General features: G+C 66.4%; 19 protein-coding genes and 1 tRNA gene. 4 read left to right on the top strand and 16 right to left on the bottom strand.

What is annotated here, in order from left to right; translation table 11 throughout:
• Nucleotides 1–17: 17 nt before the first annotated feature.
• The 6 genes from DSM104440_RS11520 to DSM104440_RS11495 form a co-directional block, all read right to left on the bottom strand.
• The gene (locus DSM104440_RS11520; RefSeq protein WP_171162737.1) at nt 18–3,314 is read right to left on the bottom strand and encodes a transglutaminase family protein; all 3,297 of its coding nucleotides are present in this window, start codon (nt 3,312–3,314) and stop codon (nt 18–20) included.
• 18 nt (nt 3,315–3,332) lie between these two features.
• Complete coding sequence (locus tag DSM104440_RS11515; protein WP_171162735.1) at nt 3,333–3,845, bottom strand: hypothetical protein; 513 nt, start codon at nt 3,843–3,845, stop codon at nt 3,333–3,335.
• A gap of 24 nt (nt 3,846–3,869) precedes the next feature.
• Nucleotides 3,870–4,604, bottom strand: coding sequence for a proteasome-type protease (locus tag DSM104440_RS11510; protein ID WP_171162733.1), 735 nt, complete (start codon nt 4,602–4,604; stop codon nt 3,870–3,872).
• Between the two features lie 25 nt (nt 4,605–4,629).
• Nucleotides 4,630–5,583, bottom strand: a complete 954-nt coding sequence (locus DSM104440_RS11505; protein ID WP_343034059.1) for an alpha-E domain-containing protein — start codon at nt 5,581–5,583, stop codon at nt 4,630–4,632.
• Nucleotides 5,584–5,771: 188 nt separating this feature from the next.
• Nucleotides 5,772–7,184 (bottom strand): circularly permuted type 2 ATP-grasp protein, encoded by a 1,413-nt coding sequence (locus DSM104440_RS11500; RefSeq protein WP_212758049.1) that lies wholly within the window; start codon nt 7,182–7,184, stop codon nt 5,772–5,774.
• 160 nt (nt 7,185–7,344) lie between these two features.
• On the bottom strand, nt 7,345–7,566 hold the full coding sequence (locus DSM104440_RS11495) for a hypothetical protein (protein WP_171162730.1): 222 nt from the start codon (nt 7,564–7,566) through the stop codon (nt 7,345–7,347).
• A gap of 152 nt (nt 7,567–7,718) precedes the next feature.
• On the opposite strand from DSM104440_RS11495, the gene DSM104440_RS11490 reads away from it, so the two are divergent.
• From DSM104440_RS11490 to DSM104440_RS11480, 3 genes are all read left to right on the top strand, one after another.
• Complete coding sequence (locus DSM104440_RS11490; RefSeq protein WP_171162728.1) at nt 7,719–9,851, top strand: RelA/SpoT family protein; 2,133 nt, start codon at nt 7,719–7,721, stop codon at nt 9,849–9,851.
• Between the two features lie 113 nt (nt 9,852–9,964).
• Nucleotides 9,965–10,888, top strand: coding sequence for a beta/gamma crystallin-related protein (locus tag DSM104440_RS11485; protein ID WP_171162726.1), 924 nt, complete (start codon nt 9,965–9,967; stop codon nt 10,886–10,888).
• A gap of 65 nt (nt 10,889–10,953) precedes the next feature.
• Nucleotides 10,954–12,141 carry a class I SAM-dependent rRNA methyltransferase gene (locus tag DSM104440_RS11480; protein WP_246211979.1) on the top strand — a complete coding sequence of 396 codons (1,188 nt, stop codon included), beginning with the start codon at nt 10,954–10,956 and terminating at the stop codon, nt 12,139–12,141.
• Between the two features lie 2 nt (nt 12,142–12,143).
• Here the strand turns inward: DSM104440_RS11480 and DSM104440_RS11475 are convergent, their stop codons facing one another.
• Entirely contained in the window at nt 12,144–12,716 is a 573-nt protein-coding gene (locus tag DSM104440_RS11475; RefSeq protein WP_171162721.1) for a GNAT family N-acetyltransferase, read from the bottom strand.
• Nucleotides 12,717–12,794: 78 nt separating this feature from the next.
• Between DSM104440_RS11475 and DSM104440_RS11470 the strand changes: the two genes are divergently transcribed.
• A tRNA-Val gene (locus tag DSM104440_RS11470) sits at nt 12,795–12,871 on the top strand.
• Between the two features lie 6 nt (nt 12,872–12,877).
• Here DSM104440_RS11470 and DSM104440_RS11465 read toward each other — a convergent pair.
• The 9 genes from DSM104440_RS11465 to urtE are packed head-to-tail and all read right to left on the bottom strand — an operon-like array spanning nt 12,878 to nt 18,963.
• Nucleotides 12,878–13,096: a hypothetical protein gene (locus DSM104440_RS11465; RefSeq protein ID WP_171162719.1), complete on the bottom strand. Its 219-nt coding sequence runs from the start codon at nt 13,094–13,096 to the stop codon at nt 12,878–12,880.
• Between the two features lie 17 nt (nt 13,097–13,113).
• On the bottom strand, nt 13,114–13,746 hold the full coding sequence (gene ureG, locus DSM104440_RS11460) for an urease accessory protein UreG (protein ID WP_171162718.1): 633 nt from the start codon (nt 13,744–13,746) through the stop codon (nt 13,114–13,116).
• A gap of 10 nt (nt 13,747–13,756) precedes the next feature.
• Nucleotides 13,757–14,431 (bottom strand): urease accessory protein UreF, encoded by a 675-nt coding sequence (locus tag DSM104440_RS11455; protein ID WP_171162716.1) that lies wholly within the window; start codon nt 14,429–14,431, stop codon nt 13,757–13,759.
• Entirely contained in the window at nt 14,424–15,032 is a 609-nt protein-coding gene (gene ureE, locus DSM104440_RS11450; RefSeq protein WP_171162714.1) for an urease accessory protein UreE, read from the bottom strand. Before ureE ends, DSM104440_RS11455 begins: the two co-directional genes overlap by 8 nt.
• Nucleotides 15,032–16,732, bottom strand: a complete 1,701-nt coding sequence (gene ureC / locus DSM104440_RS11445; protein ID WP_171162712.1) for an urease subunit alpha — start codon at nt 16,730–16,732, stop codon at nt 15,032–15,034. Before ureC ends, ureE begins: the two co-directional genes overlap by 1 nt.
• 5 nt (nt 16,733–16,737) lie before the next feature.
• A complete protein-coding gene (locus DSM104440_RS11440) occupies nt 16,738–17,043 on the bottom strand; it encodes an urease subunit beta (protein ID WP_171162710.1) in 306 nt (101 codons plus the stop codon).
• Complete coding sequence (gene ureA, locus DSM104440_RS11435) at nt 17,040–17,342, bottom strand: urease subunit gamma (protein ID WP_171162708.1); 303 nt, start codon at nt 17,340–17,342, stop codon at nt 17,040–17,042. The genes DSM104440_RS11440 and ureA overlap by 4 nt, the downstream gene beginning before the upstream one ends.
• Nucleotides 17,343–17,387: 45 nt before the next feature.
• Entirely contained in the window at nt 17,388–18,233 is an 846-nt protein-coding gene (locus DSM104440_RS11430) for an urease accessory protein UreD (RefSeq protein WP_171162706.1), read from the bottom strand.
• A gap of 7 nt (nt 18,234–18,240) precedes the next feature.
• On the bottom strand, nt 18,241–18,963 hold the full coding sequence (gene urtE, locus DSM104440_RS11425) for an urea ABC transporter ATP-binding subunit UrtE (RefSeq protein ID WP_171162704.1): 723 nt from the start codon (nt 18,961–18,963) through the stop codon (nt 18,241–18,243).
• Between the last annotated feature and the right edge of the window lie 2 nt (nt 18,964–18,965).

The following is an 18,965-nucleotide window of genomic DNA, read 5'->3' as shown; positions in this document are numbered from 1 at the left end:
GATGCCGCGGTGCTGCCTTAGTCCTGCGGCATCCGCCGCAGATCAAGGGTCGTGGGAAACCGTGGATTACGCGCTTCCACGTTGACCGTCATCGGCCCCGGTGTATGTCCCGTCGCATGGAACCGCGCGACACGACGCGCCTCGGCTTCGAGGGCGTTCACGGGGAAGGTGTCGTAGCTGCGGCCGCCCTGGTGGACGACGTGGTAGGTGCAGCCCCCGATCGAGCGCTCGTGACGCAGGTCGACGAAGTCGAACACGAGTGGCGCATGCAGGCCGATCGTCGGATGGAGCGCCGAGGGTGGCGCCCACGCGCGGAAGCGAACGCCTGCGACAAACTCTCCGGGGCGGCCCGTCGGCGTCATCGGCACGAGGCGTCCGTTGCAGGCCACCGCGTAGCGCGTGTCGTTCAATCGCGTGGCCTTCACCTGCATTCGCTCGATCGATGAATCGACGTAGCGCGACGTTCCTGTCTGCACGACTTCCTCGCCGAGCACGTGCCAGGGTTCGATCGCCTGGCGAAGCTCGAGCGTCATGCCTTCGTACGTTGCCGAGCCGAAGCGCGGGAAGCGGAATTCGAGGAAGGGCGCGAACCACGCGTGCTTGAAGGGATAGCCCGCGCGCTCGAGGTCGGCGATCACGAGCCCCAGATCCTGCGCCACGAAGTGCGGGAGCATGAATTCGTCGTGGAGCCGCGTGCCCCAGTGCACGAGCCGCTCGTCGTAGGGCGTCTTCCAGAACCGCGCGATGAGCGCGCGCAGGAGGAGCATCTGCAGCAGGCTCATCTGCCAGTGCGGCGGCATTTCGAAGGCGCGGAACTCGAGCAATCCCAATCGCCCCGTCGCGCTGCCCGGTGCGTAGAGCTTGTCGATCGAGAACTCGGCGCGGTGCGTGTTGCCGGTGAGGTCGACGAGGAAGTTGCGCAGCAGGCGGTCGACGAGCCACGGCTTCTCGTTGGGCTTGCCGATCTCGAACGTCGCGGCCATCTGTTCGAACGCGATCTCCAGCTCGTAGAGCGCGTCGTCGCGCGCTTCGTCCACGCGCGGGCTCTGGCTCGTGGGGCCGACGAACGCTCCGGAGAACAGGTACGAGAGCGACGGATGGTTCTGCCAGAAGCTGATCAGCGAGCGCAGGAGATCCGGGCGGCGAAGCAGCGGGCTGTCCGCGGCGGTGGCGCCGCCGAGCGTCACGTGATTGCCGCCGCCCGTTCCCGTGTGGCGGCCGTCGAGCATGAACTTCTCGGTGCCCAGGCGGCAGAGGCGCGCTTCTTCGTACAGCACGCTCACGCGTTCCTTCAGCTCGTCCCAGCCCGAGGACGGATGGATGTTCACTTCGATGACGCCCGGATCGGGCGTGACGGCGAAGCGCGCGAGGCGCGGGTCATCGGGCGGCGGGTAACCCTCGAGGCGGATGGGGCGGCCGATCGCCTGCGAGGTGTCCTCGATCGCACCGATCAGCGCGATGAAGTCCTCGAGATTGGTGACGGGCGGAAGGAACACATTCAGCACGCCGTTGCGCGGTTCGACGCACAGGGCGGTACGCACGACCATGCGCGCGGCGGCTGCCTTCTTGCGAGCATCGGCGCTGACCGGCGCGGCCTTCGCCTTCACGCGCTTGCCGAGCGCATCACGACGCTCGAAGGGATCGCTGGCGATCGCCTCCGCCGATTCGTCGGGCAGCTTCTCGGGAAGCGAGCCGAGCGGCAGCCGGTAGCCGAGCGATGAATCGCCTTCGAGCGCGAAGACATGGCCGCGACGCAACGGCCACGGCGAGGATTCCCAGGTGGTCGGCGCGGAAGCCTTGGCGCGCGGATGCGCACGCAGCGGCAGGACGTAGCCGACGGGCTTGCCGAGGCTGCCGGCGAGCTGAGCGCGCAGCTTGTCGCGCATCTTCACGTCGGCAAGGTCGTGCGTGAGCGGGTCGATGTTGAGGGGAAGCTCGGACTCGTCGCGCAGGACCTTCCACGGGTCGTCGTAGGCCGGAAGCACGTAATCGGTGGCGAGGCCGAGCGCGCCGGCGAGCTCGGTCGCGAAGCGCCGCGCGTCCTCCCCGGTAGCGGGAGTTGCCGAAACCTCGGTGCTCGAATCCCAGAGCGGTTCGCCGTCGCGTCGCCAGAGGCAGGTCAGCGCCCAGCGCGGCAGCGGCTCGCCGGGATACCACTTGCCCTGGCCGAAGTGCACGACGCCTCCCGGGGCGAAGCGATCGCGCAGCCGGCCCACCAGCTTGGTCGCGAGCTCGAGCTTCTTCTCCGAGTGCGCGGTGAAGTTCCACTCGGGTCCTTCCATGTCGTCGATCGAGACGAACGTGGGCTCGCCGCCGAGCGTGAGGCGAACGTCGGCCGCCTTCAGCTCGCGATCGACGGACTGGCCCAGCGCATCGATCGCCTTCCACTGCGCTTCGGTGTACGGCTTGGTGACGCGCGGGTCTTCGTGCAGGCGCGTGACCGACATCTCGAAATCGAGCGTGGCGTTGCAGACGTCGGTGAATCCGCTCACCGGTGCAGCAGATGAAGGCAGCGCGGTACACGCGAGCGGGATGTGACCCTCGCCCGTGAGCAGCCCCGAGGTGGGGTCGAGGCCGACCCAGCCCGCGCCCGGAACGTAGGCCTCGCACCAGGCATGCAGGTCCGTGAAGTCTTTCGTCGTTCCCGCGGGGCCGTCGAGCGGCTTCACGTCGGCGACGAGCTGGATGAGGTAGCCCGAGGCGAAGCGCGCCGCGAGACCGAGGCGGCGAAGGATCTGCACGAGCAGCCACGCGGAGTCGCGACACGAGCCTTCGCAGCGTTCGAGGGTGAGCTCGGGTGGCTGGATGCCCGGCTCCATGCGAATGAGGTAGCGAACATCGGCGGCAAGCCGCGCGTTGATCGCGACGAGGAAATCGACGGTGGTGGGCGAGCTTGCGAGGATCTCCTTGCGCGCTCTTTCGACCCAGGCGGTCACGCGTGGCGTGGGCGGCTCGACCTCGAGGTAGGGGGCGAGCTCACGCTCGTTCTCCGGCGTGTATGCGAACGGGAAAGTATCCGCGCGCGGGTCGACGAAGAAGTCGAACGGGTTCACGACCGTCATGTTGGCCACGAGGTCGACCGTCACCTCGAGCTCTCGCGACTTCTCGGGGAAGACCAGGCGCGCGAGCCAGTTCCCGTAGGGATCCTGCTGCCAGTTGAGGAAGTGCTTCTCGGGCTTCACCGTGAGCGAGTAGCTCTCGATGGGCGTGCGCGCGTGCGCCGCGGGACGCAAACGGACTTCGTGGGGCGACAGCCCCACGAGTCGGTCGAACACGTATCGGGTGCGGTGGTGGAGGGCGACCTTGATGGTCACCCTAGGGATTTCCCGGGATCAATGGACCAGCGGGATCGCGGCCACCGTCTCGTAGCGGAGGATCGCGCGGATCTTGTTCTCGATCTGCATGTAGCGCGCGGCCTTCTTGGCGCCGAGCACCTTCTGCGCCTTGATGAAGTACTCCGCGCGGATCTTGGCTTCCTTCGACTCGGCCGCGAGGATCTGGTCCACGAGGCGCTTGGCGTTGGCGTCGGTGATCGCGTTCTCCATGCCCACGTAGTCGATCACGGCGCGATTGATCTCGCTTTGCGGGCCGGCGAGCTCCTTCTGGAACGCGTCGTAGACCGGCCAGAACTTGACCGACTCCGCGCCCGTGAGCCCGAGGTTGCGCTCGACAATGCCCTTCTTGTCCGACTGGATCTTCATGCGCAGTTCTTCGGGCTTGGCGAATTGCGCGGCTTTGTCGGGCGCGGCGGCGGGAGCGGGGGGCGGCGCCTTCTTGTCCTGGGCAGCGGCGGGGAGGGCCGCGAGCATCGCGGCGGCAAGTACGGTGGTCAGGGTCTTGTTCATGGTTTCTCCGGGAGGATGGTTTTCTTATTCGAGCCAGTCGGGATCGGGCAGCTCGGCGAAGACCCGCCGAAGTCCGCCGCCCCAACGCGAGCGAAGCATCGTGAAGTAGGGATCGCCTTCACGGATGCGCTGTTGCAATCCGACGCGCAGGCTGTCGCGCGGGTACCAGAGCATGTCGATGGGCAGGCCCACCGAGATGTTCGATTTCATCGTCGAGTCGAAGGAGATCAGCACGCACTTGGCCGCTTCCTTCTGCGGCGTGGAGGGCGTCACCACGCGGTCGAGGATGGGCTTGCCGTACTTCGATTCGCCGAGCTGGAAATAGGGCGTGTCGCCCAGCGCCTCGATGAAGTTGCCCTGGGCGTAGACGTGGAAGAGGCGCGTGGCCTCCCCCTTGATCTGGCCGCCCACGATGAGGCTCGCTCCCGCATCGACGTTGCCCTGCGTGAGGAACGTGCCGTCGCGCCGCTGCATTTCGCGCAGGGCTTCGCCCACGATGGCCGCGGCGTCGTACATCGAATCGACGTTCCAGATCGTCGTCTCGCCCTCCTCGGCATTCTTGTGGCGGTCGAGGAGGTTGATGACACCCTGCGTGATTCCCAGGTTGCCCGAGGAAAGGACGACGATGAGGCGATCCTCGTTCTTTTCGTAGACGCGCATCTTCGAGAACGTGGCGATCTGGTCCACGCCCGCGTTGGTGCGCGAGTCGGAGGCGAAGATCATTCCGGAGTCGAGCCGGACGGCAACGCAGTAGGTCATGGTGCCCCTATTATTCCATGAGCCGTCATTCGACCACGCTGGGGGCGAAGAAGCTCTTCTGCACGCCGTTGGAGAGCTGCTGCGTCGACTTGAGGAACGCGGTGAGGTACTCGTGCAGCCCCTGCGCGAAGATCTCGGAGATCTTGCCGTACTGGAGTGCGGCGAGCAGCTCGCCGGCGCGGTGCAGCGTTTCCTCGGCCTGCGCGTTCTTCAGGAACTGGAGCGTGTCGTGGGTCTGCCGGATGCAGAAGTGGAGGCTGCGCGGGATGTCGGCGCGCAGGATCAGCAGCTCGGCGAGCTTGATCGGCGTGATCACGTCGCGGTAGGCCTTGCGATAGGCCTCGAAGGCCGAGACCGAGCGCAGCACTGCGGACCACTGGTAGTAGTCGACGGCGCCGCCCACGTCCTTCACGCTGGGCAACAGGATGTGATATTTCACGTCCAGGATGCGCGCGGTGTTGTCGGAGCGCTCGAGGTGTGTGCCGAGGCGCGCGAAGTGATAGGCCTCGTCGCGCCGCATCGTGCCGAAGGTCACGCCGCGAAAGAGGTGGCTGCGGTCCTTCACCCATTCGAAGAAGGTCGAGACCCCGCGCTGGGTCATCTTCTCCTCGTCCATCTGCTGCATCTCCAGCCACGTGGTGTTGAGCACTTCCCACATCTCGGAGGTGATCGAGCCGCGCACGGCGCGTGCGTTCTCGCGAGCGGTGCGCGCGCAGGCGTAGATGGACGACGGATTCTCCGGATCGAACGCCATGAAGTGCAGGACTTCGCGGGCGCACACGACGTTGTGCCGGCCCGAGAACGGAAACAGCGTGCCGGTGATGTTGAGCGGCGCGAACCACTCCTGGTCCTGCAGGCGCTGCTCCTTGACCAGCATCGACATTCGCCACGTGACGTCGAGCACGCGCGCGGTGTTCTCCGCCCGCTCGACGTACCGGGACATCCAGTAGAGATTCGACGCTACGCGCGAAAGCATCATGGGAGATTGAGTCTTTGGAACGCCGATGAACGCCGATAAGAGCACGCCGATTGCCGCCGAGAGATCATGAGGGTTGGCAACGAGTGTCGCGACCGTGTGCATGGACTCAGCGCTACCCCCATTGCCTTATCCGCGGCAATCGGCGTGCTCTTATCGGCGTTCATCGGCGTTTCCAAAGCCGTAGTCATTTAGTCCACCACCCAGGTGTCTTTCACGCCGCCGCCCTGCGAAGAATTCACCACCAGCGAGCCCTCGCGCAATGCGACGCGCGTGAGGCCCCCGGGCGCGAGCCGCACCTGGCTGCCGGTGAGGACGTAGGGGCGAAGGTCGATGTGGCGGTCGCAAAGCTTGTCGCCGCAGAAGGTGGGCACCAGCGAGAGCGAGAGCGTGGGCTGCGCGATGAACCGTTCGGGGGCGTCGAGGATGCGCTGGCGATAGCGCTCGCGCTCGTCGCTCGAGGCCGTGGGGCCGACCAGCATGCCGTAGCCCCCGGAGCCCTGCGCTTCCTTCACCACGAGCTCGGCCAGGTGGTCGAGGACGTATTTCAGGTCGTCCTCCTTGCGCAGGGTGTAGGTCGGCACGTTCTCGAGGATGGGTTCCTCGCCGAGGTAGAAACGGATCATCTCCGGGACGTACGGGTACATGGACTTGTCGTCCGCCACCCCGGTGCCGATCGCGTTGGCCAGTGCCACGCGCCCGGCGCGATAGGCGCTGAGCAGGCCGGGCACGCCCAGCATCGAGTCCGGGCGGAAGGCCTGGGGATCGAGGAAGTCGTCGTCGATCCGGCGGTAGATCACGTCCACCCGCTGGGGGCCCTGCGTCGTGCGCATGAAGACGGTGTTGTTCTGGACGAAGAGGTCCTGCCCCTCGACCAGCTCGACACCCATCTGCTGGGCGAGGAAGGCGTGCTCGAAGTACGCACTGTTGTAGTGCCCCGGCGTGAGCAGGACGATCGTGGCCTCTTCGCCCTGGGGGGCGAGCTCGCGCAGGGTCTCGAGCAGCAGGTCCGGGTAGTGGTCGACCGGGCGGATGTGCTGGCGCGCGAAGAGCTCGGGGAAGAGCCGCATCATCATCTTGCGGTTCTCGAGCATGTACGACACGCCCGACGGGGTGCGCAGGTTGTCCTCGAGCACGTAGTACTTCCCGTCCGAATGCCGGACGATGTCGATGCCGGCCACGTGGGCATAGATGCCGCCGGGGACGTGGACGCCGATCATTTCCTCGCGGAACTGCGGGTTGCCCGCGATCTGTTCATAGGGGATGCGGCCGGCCCTCACGATGTCCTGCCCGTGGTAGACGTCGGCGAGGAAGCGGTTGAGGGCAGTGATCCGCTGGCTGATGCCGCGGGCGAGGTGGTCCCAGTCCTTGCCGGGCAGGACATGGGGCACGAGGTCGAAGGGAATCAGCCGTTCGGTGCCCGAGGCCTCGCCATAGACGGCGAAGGTGATCCCCACCCTGTGGAAGAGGAGGTCGGCCGCATGCCGGTTCTGCGCGATGCGCTCGGGCGGCGTTTCCTTCAGCCAGTCGGCGAACGCGGCGTAGTGGGGGCGGACCGTTCGGTCGCCCTGGAACATCTCGTTATAAAGAATGGGAGGCGGCATTGAGTGGGCTCGCTCGCTGAGGAGCAAGCGCCGTGCCACCAGAATACGCGAATAGAAAGGCCGGCCGACGTTTTCACGCCGGCCGGCAAAGACAACCGCGGTCCGGATTCAGGGCCGCGCAGCCCTGGCTCCGGGGAGGGTCGCGGTTGGATTCAACGGATCAGGCCGTTCCTATCTGGACCTCGGCCTCCGACGGTTCGTCCGGATTCGCGGCCGAGATGCCCTGATGCTCGCGGCTCCAGCTCTTGTGCTCGGACGTACCGCCGTGCTCGCCCACGAAGAAGGCGGACTCCGGGCCGGTCACCACCGAGCCGCACCCGTTGGCGAGCACCATCCCCACGACCAACGAGTACACCGGGACTTGCGGAAATTGCGTGCGCATACGGGACTCCAATTCTTGTACCTCCCATGGAACGGACCTTAGCGTTCGCGGCCCTCGGGGCTCGACGGAGAATCCGACATCGCCGGTAGGGGAAATCGGCGGGGAACCGTCTCAGGATTCGGCGGGTCCATGGTCTAGAATTCACGTTCCCGATGCTCACCTCGACCGCCACGACCGGGGCGAGTGCCTTCGAAGCCGAGCTCCAGAAGCGCTTCGGACCGCAGTTCGCCGATCTCCCCGTGCGTTGCCTGCATTTCGCGCAGGCCGCGTGCCAGGCCACGTCCCGTCCGGACGCGTTTGACCGCGCCCTCGGTGTGGCCGGGCTGCTGCTCGTGCAGGGGGCGGATCCGGAGACGGTGGCCGCGGCGATCGTGAGCCAGGCGATTCCCGAGGCCGATCTCGATCTCGATGCGATCCAGGCCAACTTCGGCGCCGAGCTCGCGTCGCTGCTGCGCGGGCTTTCGCGCGCGGGGCGCATCGAGACGCTCAACTCCAAGGGCGTGGACATCGAACAGCTTCGCAAGATGCTGCTCGCCATTGCCGAGGACGTCCGGGTGGTGCTCATCAAGCTCGCCGAGCGCGTGGTGTACCTGCGTTCGATCACCAAGGCCGACGACGCGCTGCGCCGCGCCGCGGGCAAGCAGACGCTCGCGCTCTTCGCGCCGCTCGCCAATCGCCTCGGCGTCTCGGAGATGAAGTGGGAGCTCGAGGACTACGCGTTCCGCTTCCAGGAACCCGACGTCTACAAGAAGATCGCCCAGCTCCTCGACGAGAAGCGCAACGACCGCGAGGCCTACATCCAGCGCGTGATCGCCACGCTGCGCCAGGAGCTCGATGCGCTGGGCATCCAGGCCACGATCCAGGGGCGGCCCAAGCACATCTATTCGATCTGGCGAAAGATGGGCGGCAAGAACGTGGGCTTCGAGCAGCTCTACGACATCCGCGCCGTGCGCGTGATCGTGCCGAGCATCCGCGAGTGCTACACGGTGCTGGGCATCGTGCACGACCTGTGGACGCCGGTCGAAGGCGAGTTCGACGACTACATCGCGAGCCCGAAGGCGAACAACTACCGTTCGCTGCACACCGCCGTGGTCGGCCCCGAGGGGCAGACGCTCGAGGTCCAGGTGCGCACGGAGGAAATGCACCAGCATTCCGAACACGGCGTGGCCGCGCACTGGCGCTACAAGGAAGGCGGCCGCGCGGATCGCAAGTTCGACACGAAGATCGCGTGGCTGCGGCAGGTGCTCGCGTGGAAGAGCGAGCTCGCGGGCGGCGCCGATCGCGAGCGCGCGAGCCTCTTCGAAGACACGATCTATGTCCTCACACCGCAAGGAAAGGTCGTCGATCTTCCCGCGGGCTCCACGCCGCTCGACTTCGCGTATCACGTGCACACCGACCTCGGCCACCGCTGCCGCGGCGCGAAGGTCGATGGCCACATGGTCCCGCTCGACTACCACCTGCGAAATGCGCAGACGGTGGAGATCATGTCCACCAAGCAGGGCGGGCCGTCGCGCGATTGGCTCTCGCCGCAGCTGGGTTACCTCGCGAGCCCGCGCGCGCTCGCGAAGGTGCGCCAGTGGTTCCGGCACGAGGATTTCGAGAAGGACGCCGCCGAGGGACGCACCGCGCTGGAAAAGGAATTGCAGCGGCTGGGCTCGACGGGCTTCGCGCACGATCGCGTGGCCGGTGGCTGCGGCTTCGACAAGCTCGAGGAATTCCTCGCGGCCCTCGGCCGCGGTGAGGTGACCTCGCGGCAGATCGAGATCGCCGTGCGCGGCGAAGCGCCGGTCGCACCCGCCGGGCCGATCGTTCCCATCACGCCGGCCGCATCTTCCGGCCGTACGTCGTCGGGCGTGCTGGTGCTGGGCGTGAACAACATCGCGACACTGATGGCGAAGTGCTGCAAGCCGGTGCCGCCTGATCCGATCATCGGGTTCATCACGCGCACGCGCGGCGTGATGGTCCATCGCCAGGACTGCACGAACATCACGGGACTACGCGAAGACCAGCGCGACCGCCTGATGCCGGCGGAGTGGGGCAAGACCGGTGATGCGCCGTTCTCGGCCGATTTCGAGGTCGTCGCGAAGGACCGGCAAGGCCTGCTGCGCGACATCTCCGACGCCATTTCCCGCGAGCGCATCAACGTCACGGGCGTGAACACGCTGTCGCGTGGCGCGCACGCCTACATGCGATTTACCCTGCAGGTCAGTTCCTCGGATTCCATCCAGCGCGTGCTTCGCGCGGTGAAAGACGTGCCTGGCGTCGACACCGCTCGCCGTCTGTAGCGCTGCGCGAAACTTCCCCAGTACTTCGTCGTCTACTCCGTATCACACAGAGCGAGTCGACGCGCGTGCGTCGGCCGATACCTACAATTCGACGGCATGAAGAGGAAGACAAAATGAAAACCACCTGGTTGGGCGCCGCGATTGCCGCGGCGATGCTGCAATCGTCCTTCGCGCTGGCGCAGCCCGCGCGCGGCGAGGCGATCATCTACGAAGGCGCGAACTTCAGCGGGCGCAGCATCGCGCTCCGGAACGACACCGCGAACTTCGAGAACATCGGGTTCAACGACCGCGCCGCATCGGTCTACGTGGTGAGCGGCGTGTGGGAGTTCTGCAACGACGCTTACTACCGCGATTCATGCCGCACGTTCCGGCCGGGCGAGTACGGTGATCTCGGTGCGCTCACCAATCGCGTCTCGTCCGGGCGATTGCTTAACGTCGGCCAGCCGGGCTGGGGTCCGAGCGGCGGGCCTCGCACCGATCCGGGCAATGAATGGTGGAACGCGGGGCGCGGCGACGTGCAGCTCTTCGATCGCCAGGACTTCCAGGGCTTCCTCGCGAACCTCACGAACACAGCGCCGAACTTCGAGCCGCTGGGCTACAACGACAAGGTGGCTTCGCTGATCGTGCGCCGCGGCACGTGGGAGTTCTGTTCCGACGCGAACTTCCGCGGGCGTTGCCAGACGTTCGGGCCGGGTGAGTATCGGCGCATCACGGGCGGGCAGGACGATGCGTTCTCCTCGGCGCGGCCGGTTAGCCTGGGCGGCGCCACCACGCGATCGACCCCCGAGCGCGGCGCGATCCAGGTCTTCGACCATCAGGACTTCTCGGGCCGCATGATGCGCCTGGGCGACGATGCGCCGAACCTCGAGAACACGGGTCTTAACGATCGCATCGAATCGCTGATCGTCGAGCGTGGCCGCTGGCGCCTTTGCAGCGACGCGTACGAGCGCGGATCGTGCCGTGAGTTCGGTCCCGGCCGCTATCCGGTGCTGCCCCCGAACCTGCGTTCGAAGATTTCCTCGCTGACGCTGCAGTAACGAGGGCGGGGTCCCTTCGGGGTAAGATGCGCGGGTCCTTTTCGCTCGCGCATCTCCCCGACCCCGTGACCCTTCCCAAGATCGTCCTCAAGCCAGGGCGCGAGAAATCGCTGCGCCATCTCCATCCGTGGGTCTTCTCGGGCGCAATCGAACGCGTCGATGGCCATCCCGACTCGGGCGATACCGTCGAAATCGTCGCGCGTGACGGCGCATTCCTCGCGCGCGGCGCCTATTCGCCGCAGTCACAGATCAGCGCGCGCGCCTGGACGTTCGATCCGGCGCAGCAGATCGATGAAGCCTTCCTGGGCCAGCGGCTCAAGGAAGCGATCGAGCGGCGTTCGCGCCTGTTCGATGCCAACCACGACTCGGGTCGGCTGGTGCATTCGGAATCCGATGGCCTGCCCGGGCTCATCGTCGATCGCTACGGCGATGCGCTGGTGATCCAGATTCTCTCCGCGGGTGCCGAGCGGTGGCGGAAGCTCTGGCCCGCCGCGCTGCAGGAGCTCACGCAGGCCAAGGTGATCCACGAGCGCAGCGATGCGGAAGTGCGCGAGCTCGAGGGCCTCCCGGTTCGCAACGGCACGCTGGTCGGAACACTGAAAGGCCTCGTTCCCATCATCGAAGGCGGATTGCGCTACGAGGTGGACGTGGTCACCGGCCAGAAGACCGGGTTCTTCCTCGACCAGCGCGACAACCGCGCGCTCGCCGCCACTTACGCGCGCGATGCGCAGGTCCTCAACGCATTCAGCTACACAGGCGGCTTCACGGTCGCAGCCCTCAAGGGCGGCGCGAAGCACGTGTTGTCGATCGATACCTCGACGGATGCGCTGGCCCTCGGGCAACGCCACGTCGCTGCGAATGCGCTGGATGCCACGCGCGCCGAATGGTCGTCCGCCGATGTTTTCGCGCACTTTCGCAAGCTGCGCGACCAGGGCAAGTACTTCGACCTCGTGATCCTCGATCCGCCGAAGTTCGCTCCGACCGAGAAGCACGTGCCGCGCGCGGCGCGAGCCTACAAGGACATCAATCTCTGGGCAATGAAGATGCTCGCACCGGGTGGACGGCTCATGACGTTCTCCTGTTCGGGTGCCGTGCATCCGGAGCTCTTCCAGAAGATCGTCGCGGGTGCCGCGGCCGATGCGCGTGTCGATCTCATCATCGAGCAGCGCCTCTCGGGTTCGGCAGACCATCCGGTGTCGATTCACTTCCCCGAAGGCGAGTACCTCAAGGGCCTGCTGCTTCGTAGGAAGTAGGTCTACTTGAACAGCATGAAGAAGCGGCGCGCGAGCAGCTTGTTCTCGCGCACCGCCTGGACCGCGTCCGCGTGCTGGTCGAAGGCCCATTCGGTGAGCAGAGTCGCGGGGGTAGCCGGGGCCAGCTGCTGGTGCGCCGCGGTTTCACTGCCTTCGTAGGCGACCCGCATTCCGTTCTTCTTCGCGAGGTGCAGCATCGCCTGGTTCTCGGCGAGGCAGTGCACGAAGACGCTTTCCACGCCGAGATTGCGCAGACGCACGATCGCGCGTTCGAAGAGCGCGCCGCCGATGCCCTTGCCGCGCTGACCCTGGGTCACGGACAGCCCCAGCTCGGCCGAACCGGTGGCGAAGGCGACATGCACGACGCCCAGCAACTCGAGTTCGTCATCACGCACGCCGAACACCTCATCGCGCTCGAAGTCGATGCGGTCGATGTAATCGAGGATCGCCCCGTCCTGCAGCGCCGAGCCGAAGCGCAGGCGCCGATCGTCGTGGCCGAGCGCGAGGAAATGGCGGCGCAGGGCAGGCCGGTCGGAGGCGTCGAGGTGGTGGGTCGGTGGTGTTACGCGGGCCATGGCAGTGGGTCCTGGGCCTGGAAAGCTTGCCACGGTTGTCCGGAGAGGGGGAAACGGCTAGAATTCGCCTTCGATTTCAGGCGCGTAGCTCAGTTGGTTAGAGCACCACCTTGACATGGTGGGGGTCGTTGGTTCGAGTCCAATCGCGCCTACCAACGATTTCAGGAAGGCCGTCCTCCGGGACGGCCTTTTTGTTTGCGGCGCCGGAAGAGATGCAGTCGCCAACCGGCGAGCGCGACCAGCACGATTGCGCCGACGATGAGCGCGACTTCCTCGAGGTCGTGCGCGTGAACGGGCGGTGCGTCATGCCCCGGATGCGCGATGGCGATCGCCGTCCAGAAGGTCGTGGCGAGGGTGAGCGGGATGCGGCTCCATTGCATGGATAGTCTCCGGCCGTTCATGCGGTGCGGCGCTTCGCTTCCGGGGCGAGCAGGCCCTGGGTCTCGATGAAGCGCACGACCACGTCGAGGTTGTGGTTGGTCTTGAGGTTCGTGAAGACGAAGGGGCGGTCGCCGCGCATCTTCTTCGCGTCGCGATCCATCACTTCGAGCGACGCGCCCACGTAGGGCGCGAGGTCGATCTTGTTGATGACGAGAAGATCCGACTTCGTGATGCCCGGCCCGCCCTTGCGCGGGATCTTGTCGCCGGCGGCCACGTCGATCACGTAGAGCGTGAGGTCGGAGAGCTCGGGGCTGAAGGTCGCCGCGAGGTTGTCGCCGCCGCTTTCGATGAGGATGAGCTCGAGCGCCGGGAATGCGCGATTGAGGCGCGCCACCGCTTCGAGGTTGATCGACGCGTCCTCGCGGATGGCCGTGTGCGGGCAGCCCCCGGTTTCCACGCCCAGGATGCGTTCGGGCGGAAGCGCCTCGTTGCGCACGAGGAATTGCGCATCCTCGGCGGTGTAGATGTCGTTGGTGACGGCGGCGATCTCGTAGCGGTCGCGGAAGGCCTTGCACAGGGCGAGTGTCAGCGCGGTCTTGCCCGAGCCGACCGGGCCGCCGATGCCGACGCGCAATGCGGAACGATTCATGGTGCGGTTCTCATGAGCGGAAGAGGCGCGAGTATTGCGTTTCGTGGCGCGCGGACAGCAGTGCCATGCGCGGGAGCGACGGGGCCATCGCGTCCTCATCGAGATCCAGCGCTTCGGTGACGAGCGTGTCGATGTGGTCGCCGAGATCGAGGAGGGCGCGCTGCGCGTCCGTCTGCCCGAGCGGCACGCATTTCACCGCAGCCATCACGGCATTCTCCATCCACGACCAGAGGTAGGCCGAGAGCGCTTCGCGCACGGGAAGCTTCCACGCGGCGACGAAGAATGCGAAGGCCGTCGGGAATACGGGTTCCTCGATCGCCTCGAGTTCTTCATGGCGCGGTATCTCGAGCTGTGCGGCGAGGCGCGCGAGGGAATAGCCCATCTGCACTGTCTCCGCGCGCAGCTCCGCGCTTTCGCGGCTCGCGAGGAAGCGCGCGTTGATCATGGCGGCATCAGGACCGCCCTGCCATGCTGCGATGAGCTTCGCGAGCAACGGGAGCTCCCAGCGCGCGAGCGAAAGTGCAGCGACGTCGTTGATCCATTGCTGGGCACTGGCGCGATCGTGAACGACACCCGCTTCGACGGCGGATTCGAGTCCCTGCGAATAGCTGTAGGCGCCTACGGGCAGCGCGGGGCTGGCGAGCTGCAGCAGGCGCGCGAGGGGAAGGGCGGCGGCCTTAGCCATCCTTCTTCCCGAAATGGTGGATGCGCGCGGGATGAGGGGGCGGACCATCCTCGTGGTGGCCGTGCCCATGGTCGTGATCGTGATTGCAACCGGGACCGTGCACGTGGCCATGGTCGTGATCGTGATCATGATCGTGGTCATGATCATGGTCGTGCTCATGATCGTGATCGTCGTGCGCACCTGAATAGGCCCCGGCCTCGGGCTCGAACGGCGCTTCCATCGAAGTCACCGTGGCGCCCAGGCCCACCAGCATGTCCTCGAGGACGTGATCGGCGGCGATGCGCAGGTAGCCGTCACCGACTTCGACGGGCACGTGGCGATTGCCGAGGTGGTAGGCGGCGCGGGCGAGGTCGCGCGGTGATGCACAGGTCACGTGCAGGACCTCTTCGGCGCTGGAGATCACCTCGATGAGGCGCCCGTCGTTCGTGGCGACGATGTCGCCCCCGCGCAGCACGTCGCCGCGCGGCAGCATGATCGCGACTTCCTCGCCGCTTTCGAGCTTCGCGCGCTGCCGTGTGATCGTGCGGCGATCGAAGGGCAGCGCGAGCTTGCCTGCAATGGGGGCTCCGCGGACGAACACGCGAGTGCGGATCTCGACCATCAGAAGAGGAAGTAGCGCTGTGCCATGGGAAGGACCTTCGCCGGTTCGCAGGTGAGGACCTCGCCGTCGGCCTTCACGACGTAGGTCTCCGGATCGACCTCGATCTTCGGCTGCCAGGTGTTGTGGATCATGTCCTTCTTGCCGACCTTGCGGATGTCGCGCACGGCTTCGAGCGGACGATGCAGGCCGAGCGCCTGGACTTCCGGATTCTTGAGGCCGGCCTGGGAGACGAACGTGACCGAGGTGCGCAAGCCGCCCGCGAACGCGCCGAACATCGGGCGATAGTGCACGGGCTGCGGCGTGGGGATCGACGCGTTGGGGTCGCCCATCGCAGCCGCCGCGATCATTCCGCCCTTGAGGATGAGGAACGGCTTCACGCCGAAGAATGCGGGCTTCCAGATCACGAGGTCGGCGATCTTCCCGGCCTCGATGGAGCCGACCGCATGCGAGATGCCGTGCGCGATCGCGGGGTTGATCGTGTATTTCGCGATGAATCGTTTCACGCGGGCGTTGTCGTGCGTCTTCGGGTCGCCCTTCATTGCGCCGCGCTGGATCTTCATCTTGTGCGCGGTCTGCCACGTGCGGATGATCACTTCGCCCACGCGGCCCATCGCTTGCGAGTCCGAGGACATCATCGAGAACGCGCCGAGATCATGGAGGATGTCTTCCGCGGCGATCGTCTCGCGGCGGATGCGTGATTCGGCGAACGCGACGTCCTCGGCGATCGCGGGGTCGAGGTGGTGGCACACCATCAGCATGTCGAGATGCTCGGCGATGGTGTTGGCCGTGTAGGGCATCGTCGGATTCGTGGAGGAGGGCAGCACGTTGGGCTCGCCACACACGCGGATGATGTCGGGTGCGTGACCGCCGCCCGCGCCTTCGGTGTGGAACGTCGCGATCGAGCGGCCCTTCATCGCGGCGACGGACGCTTCGACGAATCCCGACTCGTTCAGCGTGTCCGTGTGAATCGCGACCTGCACGTCCATCTCGTCGGCGACGGTGAGGCAGCAGTCGATCGCGGCGGGCGTCGTGCCCCAGTCTTCGTGAAGCTTGAGTCCGATCGCGCCGGCTTTCACCTGCTCGCGAAGCGGTGCGGGTTGCGAGGCGTTGCCCTTGCCGAGGAAGCCGAGGTTCATCGGAAACGCGTCGGCGGCCAGAAGCATCGAGTGCATGTGCCACGGACCAGGTGTGCAGGTCGTCGCGAACGTTCCAGTGGCGGGACCCGTGCCACCGCCCAGCATCGTGGTGACGCCCGACATCAGCGCTTCGTCGATCTGCTGCGGGCAGATGAAATGGATGTGGCTATCGATGCCGCCTGCGGTGACGATCATGCCTTCGCCCGCGATCGCTTCCGTGCCCGCGCCGATCGGAATCGTGATGCCGGGCTGGATGTCGGGATTGCCCGCCTTGCCGATCTTCCAGATGCGCCCGCCCTTGAGCCCGATGTCGGCCTTGACGATGCCCCAGTGATCGACGATGAGCGCGTTGGTGATGACGGTGTCGGCGACGTCCTTCGACAGGCGCTGGCTCTGGCCCATGCCGTCGCGAATCACCTTGCCGCCGCCGAACTTCACTTCCTCGCCGTGGATCGTGAAGTCCTTCTCGACTTCGATCCACAACTCCGTGTCCGCAAGCCGCACGCGATCGCCGGTCGTGGGACCGAACATCTCGGCATAGGCCTGGCGCGAGATCTTGGTCATCGCTTCTACAGTTTTCCCATGATCTTGCCCTGGAAACCGAAGACCTTGCGATCGCCGGCGAGGGCCACGAGTTGCACGGCGCGCGTCTGGCCGGGCTCGAAGCGCACCGCCGTACCGGCAGCGATGTCGAGCCGGAAGCCGCGAGCCTTCGCGCGATCGAACTTCAGCGCGTCGTTCACTTCGAAGAAATGATAGTGCGAGCCCACCTGCACGGGACGATCGCCGGTGTTGGTGACCTCGAGCTTCACCTTCTCGCGGCCCTTGTTGATCTCGATGTCGCCCGATGCGACTTTCATTTCGCCGGGAATCATGGGATCGGGTTGTGCACGGTCACGAGCTTGGTGCCATCGGGAAAGGTGGCCTCGACCTGGATGTCGGGAATCATCTCGGGCACGCCCTCCATCACGTCTTCGCGCTTGAGGAGCGTCGCGCCCCAGCCCATCAGCTCGGAGACGGTCTTGCCGTCGCGCGCGCCTTCCATGATGGCCGCGGAGATGAACGCAACGGCTTCGGGATAGTTGAGCTTCAGTCCGCGCGCGCGGCGACGCTCCGCGAGCAGACCGGCGGTGAAGATGAGGAGCTTGTCCTTCTCGCGAGGGGTTAATTCCATAGTGAGTTCGGCGAGGGCGCGATAGTAATGGACGAGGGCGTCATCTCAGGTTCGCCAGATGCGCGGCTCGATGGCCTCGCGTTGCAGGATCGCGGGACGCAGCACGGTCCACAGCCGCGTGAACCATTCTCGGGCGGCATCGCTGCGAGTGCCGAGGTAGCGGGCGACGACCACGCCGGGCAGGCGCGTGATCGCGCCTTCGCCATGCACGGGCGGGGTGATGTCGCGGCATTGCGTGACGAGCGCGGCATCCAGGCCTTCGGCCGCGGCAACGAAGGTCGCGCTCACCGGCGAGCCCGCAAGCCCGGCGGGCGAATCGCGCATCGCGCCGTCCGCCGCGACCCGCAGGCGGTCGATGAAGATCGGCTTGCCGTCGCGTTCGATCTCGGTGGTTGCCATCATCTCGCCCCGGTCGAAGCGCTCGCCCGAGCCGGTGCGGCCGAGGCAAAGGATCTCCCAGCCGAGGTAGCGCGCGGTGCCGGTGAGCGAGACGAGCGTGGTCATGGCCGCGAGCGCTCCGGAAAAGATGATGGTTTCCTGTGGCAGCCATTCGAGCGCGGCATCGTTCGCCACTCGCCAGCGAATGTCGCTCGAGGCGCGCGCACCGGCCGAGCGATACCACTTCGCGGCGCCTGGCGTGGTGAGCAGGGCGTGGGCTTTCTCGCCGACGTTGGCGTGGAGGTGCAGCTCGTCGCCCCCGGCGATTCCGGCGGGTGGATGGACGATGATCCCGTGGCAGATCGCGTCGCCTTCGGGGTAGAGGGGCTTCTGGAAGACGAGCGGGCCGTCGTGGCGCCGCGAGGCGAGGACCGTGCGCTCGGCACGGCGCTCGAACTCGAGGGCGAGCTCCGCGCGCCAGGGCGCTGCAAGGACGGGTTCCGCGAGCAACATGACGCGATCATACCGCCAGCAGTTCGCGCACCTTGTCGCGTTCCATGTCCGCGCCGGCGCCGCGCTTCAGGAACTCGCCGCGCTCCATGACCAGGTAGTGATCCGCGAGCGAGCGCGCGAAATCGTAGTACTGCTCGCAAAGCAGGATCGAGATCGGCTCGCGCGTGGAGACCGTGCCGTCGGCCGCGGGGCGTCCGGCGAGCACGCGAATGGCCCGCTCGATGTCCTTGATGATCGACGGCTGGATGCCTTCGGTCGGTTCGTCGAGGATCAGGAGCTTCGGGTTCGAGGCGATCGCGCGCCCGATCGCAAGTTGCTGCTGCTGGCCGCCTGAAAGGTCGCCGCCGCGGCGATTGAGCATCTTGCGCAGCACGGGAAAGAGCTCGAACACGAGCTCGGGCACGCGCGCGCTGCGCGGCTGCGTCGCGAGGCCCATGCGCAGGTTCTCCTCGACCGTCAGCCGCGAAAAGATCTCGCGCCCCTGCGGTACGTAGCCGATGCCGGCGCGTGCGCGGTCCTCGGGCTTCGTGTGCGCGAGGTCCACGCCATTGAAGGTGAGCGTGCCCGTCTTCGCGGGCACGACACCCATCAGCGTGCGCAGGAGCGTGGTCTTGCCCACGCCGTTGCGTCCGAGCAGGCACGTCACCTGGCCCGCGGGCACCTCGAACGAGAGGTCGCGCAGGATGTGGCTGCCGCCGTAGTACTGGTTGAGGTTGGAGACGGTGAGCATGG

It is taken from the genome of Usitatibacter palustris, from assembly GCF_013003985.1.
GTDB lineage: Bacteria > Pseudomonadota > Gammaproteobacteria > Burkholderiales > Usitatibacteraceae > Usitatibacter > Usitatibacter palustris.
This window is presented reverse-complemented; position numbering and strand designations above follow the sequence as displayed.